We start from the raw sequence: 18,130 nt of genomic DNA on the forward strand, positions 1-18,130 counted from the left end.
GGTATGAAGAAGCTTATAGCTTTATCAATTTTTGTCTCAATGCTATATGCCCAATCCGTCAGTGAAAAGCTACAACAGGCCAAAGTCCTTGAAGAAAGGAAAGATTTCGAAAATGCTCTATCCATTTATAAAGAGGTTTTAAACTCAAAGGAACTGGATAAGAACAAAAAATTTGAAGTTTACCTCAACATTGCGGACATAGAACTGGACAAGTTCGAAAGGCCAGACTCAGCCATTAAATACCTTCAGGCAGCAAGGAAAGATTTCACTGACGCTTATAGAAAAATGGACGAGGTGTTTTATAGACTCGGCCTCGCTTACGAGAAGCTTGGCGATTATCAGAACGCAGCCGAGGCATATCAAACCGTCGCCGTTAGATTTCAGAAGAGCAAATACCTCCCCGATGCCTTAGATGGCGTTGAGAGAGTTTTCAGAAAGAACTTCAAAGAGTATGTAGCCTTTATCGGTGATGAGCCTATTACAAGACTCGAACTGGAAAGGGAACTTGAAAACATCCCCCCCTTCGCAAGATCCCAATATGAAACAGAAGAAGGGAAGCAAAAACTTCTTAAGAATCTCATCCAGAAACATCTCCTGGTAAAAGAAGCAGAAAATAGAAAAATGTACCTCTCCTCTTCCTATCAAGAAGAAATGAAGAGGGCCCGTGAACAGGCTCTAATCAGGGCACTTTATCAGAATATTTCCCAGAACATTTCGGTAGACGAAAAGGAAATTAAGGAATATTACGAGAAAAATAAAGATTCAAAGTACAGAATTCCCGCATCGGTTACCTTCAGGGCAATTATTGTAAATTCTAAGGAAACCGCCGACACGGTCTATAGACTTCTCAAAAAAGGCATTGACTTCGACTCGGTGTTTAACAAGTACAATACTGACGAACAGCTCAAAGCTACATCGGGATTAAAGAAGGATGTGCCGGAAAACGGCAAACCTCAGGAGTTAGTAACTGCTGTCTTAAAGATGAAAAAGGGTGAAATAAGCAAGCCAATTAAATTAGAAAAGGAAAATAAATATGCTGTAATCAGAGTCGAGGAAGAGCCTAAAAAAGCGTCTTATAGAGATTTGGGCGAAGTAAAAGACGAAATCAGGCGGAATATCCAGGCGGAGAAGACCAAAAAGGCATGGGACAGCCTCATCGATAGCTTGTGGCAAAAGTACAATGTAAAGATCGTGAATGAAGCAAAACAAGAATAGGATTGTCAAAGCAACAGTAATCTACTTTAATGAAAGCCTTGGCTCCGGTATCGCAAAAGTAGAGGGTGCGGAAGAACGCATTCGTTTTACCTACAAAGAAATAGAAGGTTTAGAGGGATTCAAATTGCTTTTTGTAGGTGACAAAATTGAAATCCATTTTACGGAACACGGTAAAAGGGTGAGGAGAATAAGTGAGAGTTCGCTACGAACTGATTAAGAAAGAAAAACACACAGGCGCAAGGCTTGGATTGCTCCACACTCCCCAGGGGACCGTTGAATTACCCAATTTTATGCCCGTTGCAACCCAGGGGACCGTGAAGACGATGTCACCAAGAGATTTAGAAGAAATCGGGGTTCAAATCATCGTCTCCAATACCTATCACCTCCACATAAGGCCAGGTGAGGAACTAATCCAGAAAGCGGGTGGACTCCACAAGTTCATGGGCTTTAAAGGTGCAATTTTAACTGATTCCGGTGGTTACCAGATTTATAGTCTGGCAGATTTGAGAAAACTCGAAGAGGACAAGGTGGTTTTTAAGTCACATATTGATGGTTCCCTTATCACCTTTACACCTGAGAAGGTGGTTGAAATACAAGCTAAACTCGGCTCAGACATAGCAATGATCTTAGACTGGCCAACTCCTTATCCTTCAACCTATAAAGAGGCAAAATTTCATATGGATCTAACTACAAAATGGGCTGAGAGGGCAATCAAATATCGGAACTCATCCTACGAAGAGGTAAGTCTCTTTGGGATAATTCAAGGAGGTACATACGAAGATTTAAGAATTGAACATACAAAAATTCTTTCGGAGATGCCCTTTGATGGCTATGCCATTGGAGGATTAGCCCTTGGGGAACCAAAAGTAGAACGAGAAAAGGTACTCGAAAAGATATCACCCCATTTACCTGAAGATAAAGTAAGGTATTTAATGGGGGTAGGATACCCTGAAGATATCCTCTCAGCAGTAATGATGGGCGTCGACCTCTTCGATTGTGTCTTACCTACAAGAAATGCTCGAACTGGAACCGTCTTTACCTCCACCGGCGAGTTAACAATCCGAAATGCAACTTATAAAGAAGATTTTTCGCCACTGGATCCCGATTGTGATTGCTATACATGTAAAAACTTTACCAGAGCGTACATCAGACACCTTTTCAATGCAGGCGAAATCCTTGGACCAAGACTCGCAACCTACCACTCACTGTACTTCTTTATAGGCCTTATGAAAAAAATCAGGGAAGCAATTAGAGGAGATTACCTTCTCGACTTTAAAGAAGAATTTTTGAAAAAGTACAGTTCAGAAATTATAGACAAACCAGGATAACTCTTTCTCTCCGCCGTTGATTAGGTCAACAATCTCAAGGTTAACATAGTTAACAGGGTCGTTGATTACAATCGAATCGTCGATATCTCCTGAAGTGTAACCTTCCCTGTAAACATCGCCGTTCAAATAAACCTTATAAGAATAAACACTTACAGGTTCAACTTCAACTTTCAGTGGTGCAACACCTGGGTATATTTTATCTTTCAAATTTTCCCTCATCGTTACTGTAATTATCTGTGGAATCTCCTTATTAAGAGAAAGAAATATCCTTAAAGAGGCGCCAAGGGTAAAGGCAAAAACAAAAACCAAACTAAAAATGCCTGCATACCTTTGAAACTTCAATTTTCTTATACCCCTCTTAACTTTAACATCGAGCTGCGGAGGGGGAGATTTTCTTATTCTTTGAAAGACTTCAACCTCATTTCCCATGCGTAACACCCCCCGTTAAAACCTTTTTTAAACTCTTTTTTGCACTATTCAGCCGGGACTTTACAGTCCCTAAGGGTATGTTTAATAGCTTCGAAATTTCCTCATACTGAAAGCCTTCCATGTAGTAAAGGGTTAATATTTCCCTTTCCCAATCCTTTAGCTTTTGCAAAGCCCTTTCAACTTTAATTGTATCCTCTAAATCCATTTCTTCAATAGGACCAGGATCATCGTAATCATCCTCGCTTGCGATCTCCTCAAAATAAACAGGATTAAACTTCTTCTTTTTTCTAAAAAAGTCATTTAGATGATTAATTGCTATGCTCATTACCCACGTTTTCATAGAGCTTTCACCTTTAAACTTACCGAGATTTTTATAAATCTTGATGAAAATTTCCTGGGTAAGGTCAACAGCTTCATCATAATCATTGATTCTCCAAAAGACATAGTTAAAAACCATCTCCTTATATTCGTTATACACATCATCAAACCTAATTGCCATTTTTTAATTTGACGCAAAAAATTTTAAAAGTGTTCACATTATAAAACAAATCATGCCAATCAAGAAAACACGATCACTAAAACAAATAAAAAGGTTGCTAATGGCTCTCAAACCAAGTTCTGCCTTTGATACCAAATCTTGAAAATTTGTAAGAAAAAAAATATAATTTTCAAACCATGATAAAGTCAATTTTGGCTGGGTTGTATAAAGTAGGTCTGCAACTGTGGTATATTTACGAAGATGTGATAAGGGTGCAGGACGTGTTACCTGCCCATGTCATCTCCATTGGCAACATAACTACAGGGGGCTCAGGGAAAACCCCACTCACCCTTCATTTAGCGCAAAAACTTTCAACCTTGAAAAAAGTTGCGATACTTACGAGAGGATACAAAAGAAAAGGCAAAGGCATCTACATATTGAAAGAGGATTCCCCTTTAACAGGATGGGAGGAAGTTGGAGACGAGCCCTACCTTATGTGGAAAAAGTTAAAAGGAAGGATTCCGATAATCATTGGGAAGAATCGTTATGAAACTGGACAAATTGCGATAAAGCAGTTAGGCGCGGAAATTCTGCTTCTTGATGACGGATTCCAACACCTTTCTTTGGAACGGGATGTGGACGTCGTTTGTATTACCCAAAATACCATACTTAAAGGTGACTCTCTTCTCCCCAAAGGGAATTTAAGAGAAGAATTTTCAGCACTGAAAAGAGCCGACATACTTATTCTTAATATCAAATCCGAAATCTTAGACCACAAAGCACTCCAATTTCTGGAAACATATAAGAAACCGATCTTCATAATGAAATACGAACCTTTAAGATTCTTCAACTTCGAAGGGCAACAAATGTCACCAAACGCCCTCAAGGGCTTTGATGTAGCACTACTTTCAGGAATTGCCGATCCAGAAAGTTTTGTTAATACTATAGAAAAATTAGGGATTACCCCTAAGAAAGTTGTAACCGTTAGGGACCATTATACTTATCCGATGCCAAAACTAAGAACTCTCCTCAAAGAATTCGATTACGTAATTACAACTGAAAAAGATCTCATTAAATATCCATCTTTTAAAAATCTGCTTGCCCTCGAGATTCAGGTAAAAATCGAAAAGGAAGAGGAGCTTTTAAAGCTATTATAACTTCATCTTCACCCAGGGTACAATACCCATACCCGTGCACAGAATCAGAGGGAAAAAAGCAGCAATAAATTCATTCATCTTACCCGCTTGTCCAGATACCTTGAAAAACTGTATCAAAGCCCAGAAAAAAAAGGAAACTATTAAAGCCAGGCCAAAAGAATAGGTCTTACCCCTTGCCTTTATCGATATAGCCAAAGGTAATGAAAAGAAGGCAAAAATGAACACTGTCAAAGGAAAAGAGAACCTGTAAAGAAGTTCGACCATTTCTTCTTTATAGGGTAATCTCATTCTCTTCTTATAGGAGACAAGTTTTAAAAGTTGCCGCGCACTCATCTCTTCAATTTCTGTTTTCTTTCTTATGACCTCAAAGGGAGATACTCCGCAGGTCAAGACTTTTCTCTGAAAGGACACAATAGAATCCTTTTCGGGCCTGATGTACCTCTCTTTTACGTTAAAAAGTTCATAAGTCCTTTCAATAATCAGGCAAGAATCGGCGTCTATCCTTACCACTGGCTCGTTTTTATTCAATACCATAATAATAACGCCAAGTCCCTTTCTCTCCCTACCGCTTAGTCTTGAAAAGTAAAACAATGTATCATTGCTCATAAAACTAAAATCAGAAACCACCGGATAATAGAAAAAGTACTCACTCTTCTCTATGTTTGCCTTTCTAACCCTCGTAGAGTTTTGGAGACCCGGAAAGGCAAAAAACTCTCCGTTTAAAAAAACTAAAATCGATAGCACAAAAGAAAGAAGCAAAGTCTTCAAAATGAGGAGACGAAGGTCGATACCTGAAATTCTCACGAGCAAGAGTTCATTCTTATAAGCACTTTGCTGGAAAAGGAAGAAAGAAGCGATTAAAAAAGTGAAAGGGGCCATTAAGTTTAAAAGAAAGGGGATCTGGAAAAAATAAAACTTTAAAATATCGGTAACCCTTGCTTTATTGGCAATGAAATACCCCAACCGCTCAAAAAAATTTACGATAATAAAAATGGCAACAGAAGCAACTAAAAAGACAATAAAATACCTTAATAGTTCTTCAAAATAATACTTGTCAATTTTTTTCATTAAAAACAGCTATTTGATGGTGTATGAGGTCGAAATCACATAGGTTGTACCGAGTTCCCTTGAAGAACCGAAGGAAAAATCAACTCCATAGGTATCAGTCTTTAAAGAAAGCCCTAAACGAATTTCTCTCTCTAAAACCGCAACTCTAAGACCAAAACCTTCCGTAAACCACAGTTCAGAACCCAATCTGTAAGTAGTTTTCTCCGGCGTTCGTTCAATTCCCATCATCCAGGTGACAGGCTCAGGCAAATTGAAGGAAGTGAAAAACAAAAGCTCATCGGAAGACTTTTCACTCCTCTCATAAAAACCTAAGGAGGATCTAAGGACGTTAAGATGCATCAAAGAAAGTTTGAAGATACTGACTTTAGCAAATAAGCCATAATCTAATGAAAAAGAAGATGTTGTAATGTTATCCTCGATATTTTTCAGATATTTGACACGAGAGTTAACTCCTATACCCCAATTCCTTTGTTTAAATCCAGCTCCTACAAGGAATGTATAATCTGAGTAGACGTCTTTTATCCCGCTTTTCAGGACGCCCAGCGCTAAGCCAACCCTTGAGATTTTCGTAGAAGCAGAAAGATGAAAATCGGTTAATTCCGAAGCAAAGTAATTCTGTCTAACACCAAGAACGCCAGAAAATTTAGAGTCAGGAATCATAGAGGGGTTTATAAACACAGCATCAGACCTAATAGAAGAAGGGTTATAAAGCCCACCAAGGGCATAAGTCTGAGCTGACACTCCACTTAAGTAACTGACTATTAATATCGCTATGTTCATCATAGGAAAATTTTAAATTAAACGGTATCTTTTTGCAAAATTAAATCAACTTTTTCGGAACGCGCCGTCCTCAAAGTTAGAATCAATTGTAGACACCTTATATGGATTCTTGTAAACCAATCCGCCTTTTTCGTTTTTAAAGGTACTCACACCCACAATCTTTAATCTTGAGATGTTATCAGCGACTTCAATTCCAGCGCCTTTATGTTCTGAAATTACCGAATGATAAATTTCGACAAGATAGGAATGAGAAAGTTTTATGCCCCCACCATTTATTCCTTTGGAAATTTTGGAATTCTTGATAATACCCCGAGAATTTTCTAAAACTATCTGGAAACCATTCTTGTGAACTTCGTTATTCTCCGTAATTTCACAGCCGGAAATCTTCACTTCAGAGCCGTCCTTCGCAATTATTCCATAAGCCTTGTTCCTGTAAATTTTCGTATTATCCAACTCAACAACCGCTCCGTCATCAGCCTTCACGCCATCCCCCGATACACTTTCGTATATTTCACACCCCCTTGTTAGACAATTCGATGAAGTAACGGACAATTGCGCTGCACTGGAATTCATCGCATTCGAATAAATTTGACATTCTTTAATCTTGATGCCCGAATACCAGGCAAGGTTGATTCCCTCGTCCCTGTGACCAAATATCTTACAATTCTCAAGCTCAACGTAGGATTTCAATATCCCAATACCTATATTCTCCTTCCCATCGTGAATTATAGAATCCTTTATAATTGCATAGGAAGACCCTATCCAGACCTGTGCGTAACTTTCATTGTCACTTCCGTTGTTTGATATTTCGCCACCCAAAAATCTTAACTCTGAATTGTAATAAACCTCGATTCCATGATGTGGATTTTGCGAAACAACGGTGTTTTCCATCTCAGCGTAAGAGAATTCTACAATAGAAATGCCGGTATTGTTAATGCCAGAAGTAACCTTAGAGGAGTTTAATATTAGCTTAGAATTTTCTACTTTGATCTGGGCAAAATCCTTATTTTCTTGCCCGTTGTTGGCAACCTCGCAAGCTTTCAAATCAGCTATAGAATTAGATAGTACATAGATTCCAAAATTTTCATTTTTAGTCACACTGCATTCAACCATCTGCACAAATGACCTTTCTATAACCATTCCTGAAACTCTCGAGCCATTGGTCACCGTTGTCCTTTCAAATTTCCCGCGGCTTGAAGTAATAAGAATTTGTGGGAACATCCCATCTTTTCCGAGGTTCTCGGAAATGTAGCAATCGCTTACGTTAAAACTGGTATTGGAACTGAACCATACTCCCAAGGAATAGTTGCCACTGATCCTCGACTTATTGATTTCTACAACGGAAATATCGGTTGCATAAACACCCGCTGCATTAACCGAACCATCAATTTCCGAATCACTGAGCTTTAAAACCGTTGATCTGACCTCAATCTGTGCTTCACCCTCCGAACCCTTGTTATTGGAATAAATCCTGGAATTTTTCACAACCACGTTAGAATTTGCTTCTGCGAATAGAGCCCTTCTGAAATGGTTATGTATTGAAACGTTCTCAAAGGTAACATTGGAATTTCGTATATATATACCGTCGTTTTTAACTCCATCATAAATATTAGAATTTTCAACCTTTAGAACAGCTGAAGAGGCCCAGATCTGAGGAGCGTGAAAATTTTCATTTCCGTTGTGGTAAATGGCACAATCGGAAAGGAGTGCTTCCGAAGCGGACTTCAAGGTAAGTGCATTAAAGAAATGCCTGTAAATTTGAGAGCTAATAAGTTCAACCCTTGAACCCTCATCCAGAACCACACCGCTATTATTAATACCACCATGAATCTTCAAATTTTTCAGATAACCCCTCGATGATATAAAAACCATTTGTGGATTATCCTCATCTTCATTTCCATTCCTTGCAATTTCGCCGTTCCTGAGAAGGATCTCAGAATCGTCTTTTACCTCAATTCCATTGTAGTAATGGCCAGTAACCTTCAAATCTTCACACTCTAAGGAGGACTTATCCTCAATGGAAATACCGGAATTATTAATCCCATTTAGTACCCTGCAGTTTTTCAGGTTGGCTTTAGAAGAAACCAGCTTCAATTGAGGATAATTATCTTCACTATTTCCATTCTCTACAAGCCTGCTGTTACTCATCTGTAAGAAACCGCCGGCATCGATAAAGATTCCATAATAGTAATTCCCGCTTATCACGACCTTATCAATGTTTAATTCTGAATTGTCCGCCCATATGCCTGAACCATTTCCTTTGTCTATCTTGCAATTTTTCAGCAATACCCTACACCCTTTAAAACGCATCTGAGGACTAAAAATGTCAATTCCATTTTCTTGAAAGTCGGAATTTTGCAATCTTAATTCGGAATTCTCCGCATGAATCCCAATGTACTTGCAGCCAGTTAGTTTTGATTTGGATACAAGTACTTTAGACGTTTGGACCTTTAACCCCGCACCATGAATTTCTACCTTACTTAGCTCCAAAGAGCTCTCAACGGCATATATAAGACCTATTGTTCTTTCTGGTTCCTTAGTATACTTAAAACTCAGATTCTCTAGGATTAGTTCTGACTTAACTACTTCAAAGGCAGGCAAAATTTCTGAATAGACTGTGGCTTGTTGAAGTCCGCTGAAAATCAATTTTTTACCCTGTACGGTAATAGGCCTTTCAATCTCAACATCACCGGATATTTCTATTGCCAACTCATCGCCTTCTTCAAGATATGTTTCTAAGAAGTCCGCAAAGGAAATAGAGCCGTCATAAGTGTAAATACTTGTAGCACCGCCCTTTATAACGGTAGCCTTCGCCAATCCTTCTTTTACTTCTACATGATGGCCTTCCTGCAGCCGCGCCTTTCTTTTCATTCTTCTTAAAGATGGATCCTCTTCTATCACCCTTATCAGCCTGTAGAGGGTATTAACGGCCCATACAGCGAGCTCTTCTTTTATTCCCGTACCCTCTGCAAACCCCTTACCTATCAAGTTCAAGTCTTCTTCCGTTAAGGAACCCGAATCTCTAAGCGTAACGGGAACCTTCTCTTCTATGGCTGAAGATAAGGCATAAACCCTCGACCGTTCAACGTTAGAATACCCTGACATTTCCTCCTTTATGAGCGATGGATTTTCAAATATTAATTCACCATGGGCCTTATAAAGTTCCAGAAGGATGTCAAAATACAAATCCATTATTTGCCTCCCTTTGTCTAAATATTATATTGTTTAAACAAATGCTATTCAACCACGGTGCACAAATGTTAGCAACTTAAATTCTTAGCTGGGCAAAAATCCACAAGGTTTGATTATACAAATCTGCCAAATTACAATCTAAAGCAATGAAATTCACCTTAGTTATTTTCATTATAAGCCAAAGCGTGTTAGATGTGGGAATAAAATACCTGCAAAACAAGGATTATGAGAAGGCGTACCAAATCTTCCAGCAAATCGTAACAGTCTCAAAAGACACCCCCGAGGGTAAATGGGCAAAATATTATCTAAGTGTTTCTTTGCTCTACCTTGGAGATACGCTATCTGCCATCGGAAACTTGACGACACTCTGGAAGGAAAACTATGAAGATTCTTTAGCCTACCTTACTTATAAAAAACTAACGGAACTCTCCACCAACAGAAACGATTCATTGAAATGGACTATAGAACTTTTGCAATACTTTCCCCTCTTCGGAAAGAGAAAAGAGTTAATCGAGAGTACAGTATCAGATAATTTGAATGACTCCTTAAGGATTATTTTAAGGAAAATTCTCGCCTCCGATTACAAAAGCAAAAGATATTTGTATAGCTTCGGAACTGACCTTCTCTCGCAGGAGCCAGGTAAATCATTGATTATCGCAGAACGCGAAGGCTTTCCTTTCTTGAAAATAAAGGCCCTCATAAAATCTGGGGAATACCTGCAGGCATACGTAAATCTCCTAAAAAACAATCCTGATAAGAAAATTCCCCAGGAAGCAATTACCTTTGTGCGAAAAAGTGGAAATTCTACAAGGCTTATCGGCATTCTATACCCACTTGACCCTGAAGACGAAAAAACATCCTTTGAATTTGCAAGGATTTTGGAAGAAAAAGGATTAAGTACTTCAAAATTTAAAAAGGCCCTGAAAAATCCTCTATACACAGCTTATTTCAACTTAAAAAACCTTACCTTGCCCGACCTTCAACAACTCGAGAATTTTGAAAGTTCAAACCTGAAAAACTATCTTCTGGCAAAAGGATATTTGAAAGAAGGATATTTATTGAAATCACTTCAGCTGGCTTTCCTCCTTCCAGATTCTGCAGAATACAATAGGTTCAAATTGGAGCTCGTCGACACTCTCATCTCACGGGGAATATTTACAAAAGAGATGTTGGATCTCCTCAGTCAAATTGAATACTATTACCCTATAACGGAAAGGGACGAAAGAATGCTGGTTATAAGCAAAGCATTAAAAACAGAATGGAAAGATATAGCGGGAAAACTTGAAGCAAATGATGCAACAATAAAGCATAAAATCCCAATTAATCTCGATAACGCTTCAATGCCTGATACCGAGGTTATTAAAATACTTTATGAAAACTTTGACTTTGACGGAGTGATTCGATTTTCGAGTGGCAAGACACTACCAAGCAGCATGAGACACTACATTGCCAGTGCCTTAATAGAAAAAGGGGTCTACGATGAGGCTGTTAACCTTTTGGAAAGTGAAAAGGAATCATTTCCCACGCTCTACCTTAAGGCTTTGACAAAAATCAAGGATCCTTCACCCTACCTAAATGATCTTCCCAAAAAACTTAAAAACACGGATGCATATTACCTCTACCACATCGCCGTTAAGACAAAAAACAGTTCTCTACTAGACAATTACAACACCCCTTATTTCAATTTTTACCGCGCCATCCTAAAAAACAATGTTGATTCCGCTCTCCAATTTGTAGATGTCAACGATGTTCGAATGCTACTCGAGCTTTCAAAACTCCTTTTTAATGAGGGACAATATGAAAAAATCGTTTGGCTAACTCAAAATGTCAATCCTCTTTATCCAGTAGAAGCCCAAATTTACAAAATCAGGCTTAAGGCATTGTTTTCCCTGGGAGAGTATAACGAGTTAATAAAGGAATACGAAAATTTCAGTGAGCTGATTGGCGATGAAGAACTTTCAACCCTCGCCGCACTTTCCGCATCGAAGTTAAACAATCCCGATTTAGCCTTTCTTTTTGCACTTCGTTCTGACAACAACGAAAATAAAAAATTGCTCTCACGGCTCTTTCTTTACAATGGCTTTGCAGAGGAAGTTGATACACAATACCTGGAAGGCAAAGACCTTCTCTATTACAACCTTGTAAAAAAAGATGAAAGGCGCCTCTTGGATTTTCCACCTAAGGACTCAGAAGAGGCGTGGATAAAGCTAAAATACTTAGCAGAAATCTCTAAAATGGCCCTTGTGGACTCCCTATTCCAGATATACGCATCTAACTACAACTTCACTGATGATGCCAGATTGATCCTGAAAAGCTATTCACTACTGGCAAAAAACGAAATAGACAGCCTCCTCCAGATTTTAAATTCAAATAATATCCAAGATCCAGAAATTCTTTATCTGACGGGTGTCAAACTCATACAGGCAGGAAGAGTTGATGAAGCGTCAAATTTATTTAAATCTGCTTGCGATTTTGCAGAAGACTCCCTAAAACATGAAATTTACTTTCGTCTTGGGAACATAGAAGCCACAAAGGGAAATTTCAACTCCGCTCTCTTTTACTATACTAAAGCCTTAAATTTCGAGAGGAAATACAGAAAAGAGATCTACTACAACCTTTCGATCTCTTTTAAAAACACAGGACAGCTTGACTCTGCCTTTGCTTATCTCGAAAAGCTCATTAATGAATACCCAGATGATGAGATCAGTATCGAAGCATCAATAAATCTCGGATTTCAACTGGTCGATAAGCAGGTGAATCCAGATAAAGCGATAAAAGTCCTCGAAGGGATTATCGGAGTCGGAACAAAAACTCAGGACTGCGAAGCCCTTTACTGGCTTTCCAGGGCTTATATGCTTACTCAAGATCTCAAAATGGCTTTAGCAACCCTAAAGAGAATCTATACGTATTACAATGAATTTCCCGACTGGCGCGATACCGCTAAGCTGGATGCAGCAAAAATACTTATCTACTTCAATTATAGAGATATGGCCAAAAACTTATACAACGACATAATAAAAACCCGAGGGCAAAACGACCCATTATCCCAAGAAGCACTGAACCAAATAGAGTTCTTTAAACTTTAAAGTTTTTCTTCTTGGACCCTGAAAGGGGTTTTGGGAAAGGTATAATTGCAGAACGCACATTTGTAGGGTGGTTTAGCTTGTGGATAAGAAAACCTTTTTCCACAGGATGGGCATTCAATTTCAATAAAAACTCCTTGAACTTCAGGGATCCTCTTCATCGAAGAACGGCATATAGGACAAAAACGCGGTTCATCCTCAGATATTATTATGTAGCCACAAGATTTACACTCAAAAAAGCTACTCATCGCCGAAGAAGCACTTCACTTCGTACTCAAAGGATTCCTGCGAATCGGAGGCATGGACTGCATTAACCCTTACATTCGTTCCATATTTGTGTCTTATGGTGGCCGGTTCTGCCTTTGAGGGATCCGTTGCCCCGACAAGTTTTCTTAAATCCTCAATAGCATTCTCCTTTTCAAGCAGTAAACCAATTACCGGTCCTGAAATCATAAATTCCACAAGTCCCTCGAAAAACTCCTTCCCGCGGTGAACCGCATAAAACTTCTCCGCCTCCTCTCTTGTCCATCGTTTCATACGGATATTTAAAATATTAAATCCCGCCTTTTCTACCATAGAAATTATCTCTCCAACCACCTTTTTCTGCAGTGCATCGGGTTTAAGAAGCAAAAAGGTCTTATTCAAGGGAATAACCCTCCATCAAGGCCTTCTTGTTAAGGTCATGGTATTTCTTAACCCTTCTATCAACGGCTTTGTAAAGAGATTCCAGTTTTACGATGTCAAATTTTTTAGCAAGAAACCCGAGAACGAACATATTCAAAACAAGAGGGGTACCTATCTTGTTTCTGACAATTTCGGTAAAGGGGTAAGCGATAACCTCAGGGCCATCAATGGTGGACAGATCTTTGACATTAAAGGTATCAACAATTACTGTTCCCCCTTTCTTTACAAGCTTAATAAATTTGTTATAAGCGTCCTGACTCAAAGTAACAAGGACATCGGGATGTTGAACTTTGGGGTAGGAGATCGGTTTCTTAGAAATAATCACATCCGATCGAGAAGTGCCAAGCCTTGCCTCAGGACCGTATTCAACCGTCTGAACGATTTCTAAATTTTCCTCAATTCCCGCCGCATCGGCGAGAACCAATCCTGCAAGGATAAGACCTTGGCCACCCGAACCTGCCAAGGTTATTTCGATCTTATCTCTGTCCATTTTCCCCTCAAAATCGTTAAATAACTTTTGTTCTTATTTTCTGCAATAACCCCTATAGGTATAAAGGCACCTTCCTTCGGCTCCGTTCCAACCATATAGGTTATTTTTTTGTACCAATCTAAGGTTTTAAAGGGGTCGGCTTCCAGGTTCAGCCTACCGTAATAGGTTGGGCAAGGGCTTAAAACCTCAACCAGTGCAAAACCCTCGACCTGCATAGCCTTCTCTAAGAGCTTCTCAAGGAGAGGTATATGATAAACGGTAGCACGGGCGACAAAATTGGCACCGGCTGCCTTTGCTACTTCGCATCCATCAAAGGAGGGTTCCATATTTCCGTACGGAGTTGTTGTGGTATAGGCATTGAGCGGGGTAGTTGGAGAGGCCTGTCCACCCGTCATACCGTAGTTGTAGTTATTAACCACAATAGCGAGTAGATCCACGTTGCGCTTTGCAGCGTGAAGGAAGTGATTACCTCCAATCGCATAGGCGTCACCGTCACCCATTACCACGATTACTTTAAGGTCTGGTTTAGCAAGCTTTAGACCTGTGGCAAAGGCAAGGGCTCTTCCGTGTGTTGTGTGTAGGGTATTGAAATCTGCATATCCAGGCATCCTACCAGTACATCCAATCCCGGAGATCATTGAAACTCTGTCTTTATCAAGGCCAAGCTTGTTAACCACTTTCAAGAGTGCCTGAAATACCATACCTATACCGCAGCCAGGACACCAGACCGAAGGCATATGGTCTAATCTCAAATAATTACTCATTGGATGGGTGTCACTCTTCACACCTCTGTCTGTAACCCAGATGGCAAAATCAGGACAGTGATTCTCGCACTGTTTGCAGTTTATGCAGGCATCTTCATTGACGACTACGGGGAATCCCGCGGAATCAAAGTCAAGAACCTCTTTGGGGCATATATTTACACATATGCCACACCGCTTACAGTAACTCTTGTTTATATGAACGGAATACAATTTTTTCTCCATAAGGTTGTAAATAAGGATAAAACCGCCCTTATGGCTTGTCAAGGAATGATGCTGGATTTATAATTTTACCATGAATGAAAATAGGGTTACGGAATTGAGTAAAGATTTGCTCCAGCGGATTCTTAACGAATTTTCAAAGAGAATAGTTGGGCAAAAGGATGTTATTGAACAAATTCTCATCGCTCTTTTCTCTCAGGGCCATGTGATTGTATTAGGACTACCAGGCCTTGCAAAGACCTTGATCGTCAAAACCCTGGCCGAGCTTCTTGATATTCAATTCTCGAGAATCCAATTTACCCCAGACCTGATGCCATCCGATATAACGGGAAGCGAAATCCTTGAAGAAGATCCCGTTACAGGCAAAAAATATTTCAAATTCGTTAAAGGTCCTGTTTTTGCCAACATCATTTTAGCCGATGAAATCAACAGAACACCCCCTAAAACCCAGTCCGCACTCCTTGAAGCAATGCAAGAACTCAAAATCACGGTTTCAGGGAAAACCTACTTTCTTGAGAAGCCCTTTTTTGTTGTTGCAACACAAAACCCAATTGAGCAGGAGGGTACCTATCCGCTTCCCGAAGCATTGCTCGATAGGTTCATGATGGAGGTCAGGATTAATTATCCATCAAGGAAAGAAGAAATCGAGATTGTTAAAGAAACCACAGGGCCTGAGGATATAACAATTAACAAAGTTTTGTCCCGTGAAGAGATATTAGAAATTCAGAAGCTTATAAGAGAAATTCCAGCTCCAGACCACGTGGTAGAGTATGCAGTGGACCTCGTTAGGAAGACCAGGCCCTTAGAAAAAGATGCCCCGGAGGTAGTAAAGGAATATGTTCTTTATGGGGCAAGTCCCCGTGCCTCCCAATCGTTAATACTCGGAAGTAAAGCAAGGGCCTTTTTGAGAGGCACAATCATACCCACCACCCAGGATGTAAAAAGTCTGGCACTACCGGTCTTGAGGCACAGGATAATCCGTTCCTTTAAAGCAGAAGTCGACAACGTGAATGTTGAGGATATTATAAACTCGCTATTATGACAATCAGGGAAAAATTAGAGGAAAGAGAGTATCAGATTCTTCATCCTAAGGCTAAAAAATCAAGGGAAAGTAAGAGGGCAAAAAAGGAGGAGCCCTGTCCCATAAGGACTGAATTCCAAAGGGACAGGGACAGGATAATTCATTCAAAGGCCTTCCGCCGATTAAAACACAAGACCCAGGTATTTATACAACCTGAGGGGGACCATTTTAGAACACGCCTCACCCATACCCTCGAAGTCTCCCAGATTGCAAGGACCATAGCAAGAGCACTCTTTTTAAACGAAGACCTCACAGAAGCCATCAGCTTAGGTCACGATCTTGGCCATACCCCCTTTGGCCATCAGGGGGAGTATGCCTTAAACGAGTTAATGAAGGAATTTGGGGGATTCAGACACCCCGAGCAGGGGGTAAGGGTCGTCGAAATTCTTGAAAAAGAAGGTAGGGGACTAAATCTTACAGAAGAGGTAAAAGAAGGCATTGCAAAACACTCCAAAGGATTCGGGAAAATCATAAGCACAAAAGCATTTTCTTCTACGCTGGAAGGTCAGATAGTAAGGGTTTCCGACATAATTTCCTATGTAAACCACGACCTTGATGATGCAATAAGGGCAAAAATCTTAAGAAGTGAAGAAATTCCAAAGGAGTTCATTGAGTATTTTGGTGATACAAGTTCAAAGAGAATCAGCTTTATGGTGCAAGATGTGATAGCTTCGACAATCAAGAACAACTACGAATTCATATCCATGTCCCAAGAGACCGAAAATATGCTGGAAAAATTGAGAGATTTCCTTAAAAACAGGGTCTATTTCTCGCCCCTCGTCTTATTAGAGTCTGATAAGGCAAAACATGTCATAGAATTTCTCTTTAACTATTTCGTGAAGCATTACAAAGAAATTCCCTTTTACGAAAGCGTCAAGAAAGTAATTAAAGATTACCCACCCCAGAGGGCGGCTTGCGATTACATTTCAGGGATGACAGACCGATTTGCTCTCCTTGTTTTTGAAGAAAAATTCATTCCCAAAGCCTGGAGTATGTTTTAGAACCTATCTGAACTCTCAAAATGAGGATCTCAAAAGAAGAATTAAAGAGACGTGTGGTAAAGGCCTATTCAATCCTTAAAAGCTGTACCCTCTGCCCCAGAAAATGTAGGGTAAACAGGCTAAAAAATGAAATGGGCCTTTGCAGGACAGGAAATAAAGCCATTGTTTCCTCTTTCGGCTTACATTTTGGTGAAGAAAGGGTTTTAGTGGGAGGCAGAGGCTCAGGCACTATCTTCTTTGCTGGTTGTTCTCTTCGGTGCGTTTTCTGTCAAAACTATACAATAAGTCAATATGTTGAAGGAACGCCAATTTCTAATTTAAATTTGGCAAAAATCTTCCTCCTCCTTCAACGGCAAGGGGCAATAAATATTAACCTGGTTACACCTTCCCATGTGGTACCTATGATCCTCGAAGCCCTCTACTTAGTCTACGACGATATCAAAATACCAATCCTTTACAACTCCAGTGGATATGATTCCGTTGAAACACTCAAGCTTCTTGACGGGGTTATAGATATCTACATGCCGGATTTCAAGTACGGCGATAATGAAAAGGCCTTCAGATACTCAGGGGTTAAAGACTACTTCGATGTTGCAAAGGAGGCCATAAAAGAGATGCAGAGGCAAGTCGGAGACTTAGTTATCGAAAAAGGTATTGCGAAAAGAGGCCTGCTTATCCGCCATTTAGTACTACCCCAAGGGCTTGCTGATTCTAAAAAGGTCCTTGACACAATAAAAAACGAGATCTCAAGTAATGCGTACGTGAACGTGATGGACCAATATTATCCAACTTTCAGAGCCTATGAGTTCCCTGAACTCTCCCGGAGACTAACCTCCAATGAATACGATGAAGTGAGAAATTACGCGATTTCCCTTGGATTAAGGCTCGCCGAATAATACCTATAAATTTAAGCCTTTTTAACGGCGCAAGAATTGATTATCTCAAAGACCATCGTTATAATTATAATCAGGGAGGTTACGATGAAGAAGTTTGTCGCCTTCATAGTGGGAATCGGAATTGGGGCTGTCCTGGTTAGCCTTTTATCTCCAGCACCGGGAAAAGAAATCAGGAAGAAGATAAAAGTAACCCTGAAAAAGCCGGACGTGCGCGAAAAGATAGCAAAGATCAAGGATATTTACTCAAAATTTCAGGTAGACTGAT

Annotated in this window: 18 protein-coding genes; 10 read left to right on the top strand and 8 right to left on the bottom strand. The window is 39.8% G+C overall.

Annotation, left to right across the window (positions count from 1 at the left end; genetic code table 11):
• The first annotated feature begins 3 nt into the window (after positions 1–3).
• The 3 genes from ABIM45_06860 to tgt are packed head-to-tail and all read left to right on the top strand — an operon-like array spanning position 4 to position 2,543.
• Positions 4–1,215, top strand: coding sequence for a peptidyl-prolyl cis-trans isomerase (locus tag ABIM45_06860; protein MEO0239618.1), 1,212 nt, complete (start codon positions 4–6; stop codon positions 1,213–1,215).
• Positions 1,196–1,432: a hypothetical protein gene (locus ABIM45_06865; GenBank protein MEO0239619.1), complete on the top strand. Its 237-nt coding sequence runs from the start codon at positions 1,196–1,198 to the stop codon at positions 1,430–1,432. Before ABIM45_06860 ends, ABIM45_06865 begins: the two co-directional genes overlap by 20 nt.
• The gene (gene tgt, locus ABIM45_06870; GenBank protein MEO0239620.1) at positions 1,407–2,543 is read left to right on the top strand and encodes a tRNA guanosine(34) transglycosylase Tgt; all 1,137 of its coding nucleotides are present in this window, start codon (positions 1,407–1,409) and stop codon (positions 2,541–2,543) included. Before ABIM45_06865 ends, tgt begins: the two co-directional genes overlap by 26 nt.
• Here the strand turns inward: tgt and ABIM45_06875 are convergent.
• Both ABIM45_06875 and ABIM45_06880 read right to left on the bottom strand, forming a co-directional pair.
• The gene (locus tag ABIM45_06875; protein MEO0239621.1) at positions 2,517–2,972 is read right to left on the bottom strand and encodes a hypothetical protein; all 456 of its coding nucleotides are present in this window, start codon (positions 2,970–2,972) and stop codon (positions 2,517–2,519) included. The genes tgt and ABIM45_06875 overlap by 27 nt on opposite strands.
• Positions 2,962–3,471: an RNA polymerase sigma factor gene (locus ABIM45_06880; GenBank protein ID MEO0239622.1), complete on the bottom strand. Its 510-nt coding sequence runs from the start codon at positions 3,469–3,471 to the stop codon at positions 2,962–2,964. Before ABIM45_06880 ends, ABIM45_06875 begins: the two co-directional genes overlap by 11 nt.
• Positions 3,472–3,647: 176 nt before the next feature.
• Between ABIM45_06880 and lpxK the strand changes: the two genes are divergently transcribed.
• The gene (lpxK, locus tag ABIM45_06885; protein ID MEO0239623.1) at positions 3,648–4,607 is read left to right on the top strand and encodes a tetraacyldisaccharide 4'-kinase; all 960 of its coding nucleotides are present in this window, start codon (positions 3,648–3,650) and stop codon (positions 4,605–4,607) included.
• Here the strand turns inward: lpxK and ABIM45_06890 are convergent.
• From ABIM45_06890 to ABIM45_06900, 3 genes are read right to left on the bottom strand one after another with little or no spacing between them, the layout of a single operon-like run.
• Complete coding sequence (locus ABIM45_06890) at positions 4,602–5,675, bottom strand: LptF/LptG family permease (protein MEO0239624.1); 1,074 nt, start codon at positions 5,673–5,675, stop codon at positions 4,602–4,604. The genes lpxK and ABIM45_06890 overlap by 6 nt on opposite strands.
• Positions 5,676–5,684: 9 nt before the next feature.
• Positions 5,685–6,458 (bottom strand): hypothetical protein, encoded by a 774-nt coding sequence (locus ABIM45_06895; protein ID MEO0239625.1) that lies wholly within the window; start codon positions 6,456–6,458, stop codon positions 5,685–5,687.
• Between the two features lie 42 nt (positions 6,459–6,500).
• A complete protein-coding gene (locus ABIM45_06900; GenBank protein MEO0239626.1) occupies positions 6,501–9,647 on the bottom strand; it encodes a right-handed parallel beta-helix repeat-containing protein in 3,147 nt (1,048 codons plus the stop codon).
• A gap of 146 nt (positions 9,648–9,793) precedes the next feature.
• On the opposite strand from ABIM45_06900, the gene ABIM45_06905 reads away from it, so the two are divergent.
• On the top strand, positions 9,794–12,733 hold the full coding sequence (locus ABIM45_06905; protein MEO0239627.1) for a tetratricopeptide repeat protein: 2,940 nt from the start codon (positions 9,794–9,796) through the stop codon (positions 12,731–12,733).
• A 237-nt stretch (positions 12,734–12,970) separates the two neighbouring features.
• On the opposite strand, the gene ndk is transcribed toward ABIM45_06905, so the two are convergent.
• The 3 genes from ndk to ABIM45_06920 are packed head-to-tail and all read right to left on the bottom strand — an operon-like array spanning position 12,971 to position 14,668.
• The gene (gene ndk / locus ABIM45_06910; protein ID MEO0239628.1) at positions 12,971–13,375 is read right to left on the bottom strand and encodes a nucleoside-diphosphate kinase; all 405 of its coding nucleotides are present in this window, start codon (positions 13,373–13,375) and stop codon (positions 12,971–12,973) included.
• Positions 13,368–13,904 carry a 2-oxoacid:acceptor oxidoreductase family protein gene (locus ABIM45_06915; protein ID MEO0239629.1) on the bottom strand — a complete coding sequence of 179 codons (537 nt, stop codon included), beginning with the start codon at positions 13,902–13,904 and terminating at the stop codon, positions 13,368–13,370. The genes ndk and ABIM45_06915 overlap by 8 nt, the downstream gene beginning before the upstream one ends.
• A complete protein-coding gene (locus tag ABIM45_06920) occupies positions 13,880–14,668 on the bottom strand; it encodes a thiamine pyrophosphate-dependent enzyme (protein ID MEO0239630.1) in 789 nt (262 codons plus the stop codon). Before ABIM45_06920 ends, ABIM45_06915 begins: the two co-directional genes overlap by 25 nt.
• Positions 14,669–14,725: 57 nt before the next feature.
• Here ABIM45_06920 and ABIM45_06925 point away from each other — a divergent pair, with 57 nt between their 5' ends.
• The 5 genes from ABIM45_06925 (at position 14,726) to ABIM45_06945 (ending at position 18,129) form a co-directional block, all read left to right on the top strand.
• Entirely contained in the window at positions 14,726–14,953 is a 228-nt protein-coding gene (locus ABIM45_06925) for a hypothetical protein (protein ID MEO0239631.1), read from the top strand.
• Between the two features lie 7 nt (positions 14,954–14,960).
• Positions 14,961–15,929 carry a MoxR family ATPase gene (locus ABIM45_06930; protein MEO0239632.1) on the top strand — a complete coding sequence of 323 codons (969 nt, stop codon included), beginning with the start codon at positions 14,961–14,963 and terminating at the stop codon, positions 15,927–15,929.
• Positions 15,926–16,969, top strand: coding sequence for a deoxyguanosinetriphosphate triphosphohydrolase (locus ABIM45_06935; GenBank protein MEO0239633.1), 1,044 nt, complete (start codon positions 15,926–15,928; stop codon positions 16,967–16,969). The genes ABIM45_06930 and ABIM45_06935 overlap by 4 nt, the downstream gene beginning before the upstream one ends.
• A gap of 20 nt (positions 16,970–16,989) precedes the next feature.
• Positions 16,990–17,865: a radical SAM protein gene (locus tag ABIM45_06940; GenBank protein ID MEO0239634.1), complete on the top strand. Its 876-nt coding sequence runs from the start codon at positions 16,990–16,992 to the stop codon at positions 17,863–17,865.
• Between the two features lie 84 nt (positions 17,866–17,949).
• Entirely contained in the window at positions 17,950–18,129 is a 180-nt protein-coding gene (locus ABIM45_06945; protein MEO0239635.1) for a YtxH domain-containing protein, read from the top strand.
• Position 18,130: the final 1 nt, after the last annotated feature.

The sequence above is a fragment of the candidate division WOR-3 bacterium genome, from assembly GCA_039803545.1.
In the GTDB taxonomy this organism is placed as follows: Bacteria; Hydrothermota; Hydrothermia; order UBA1063; family UBA1063; genus UBA1063.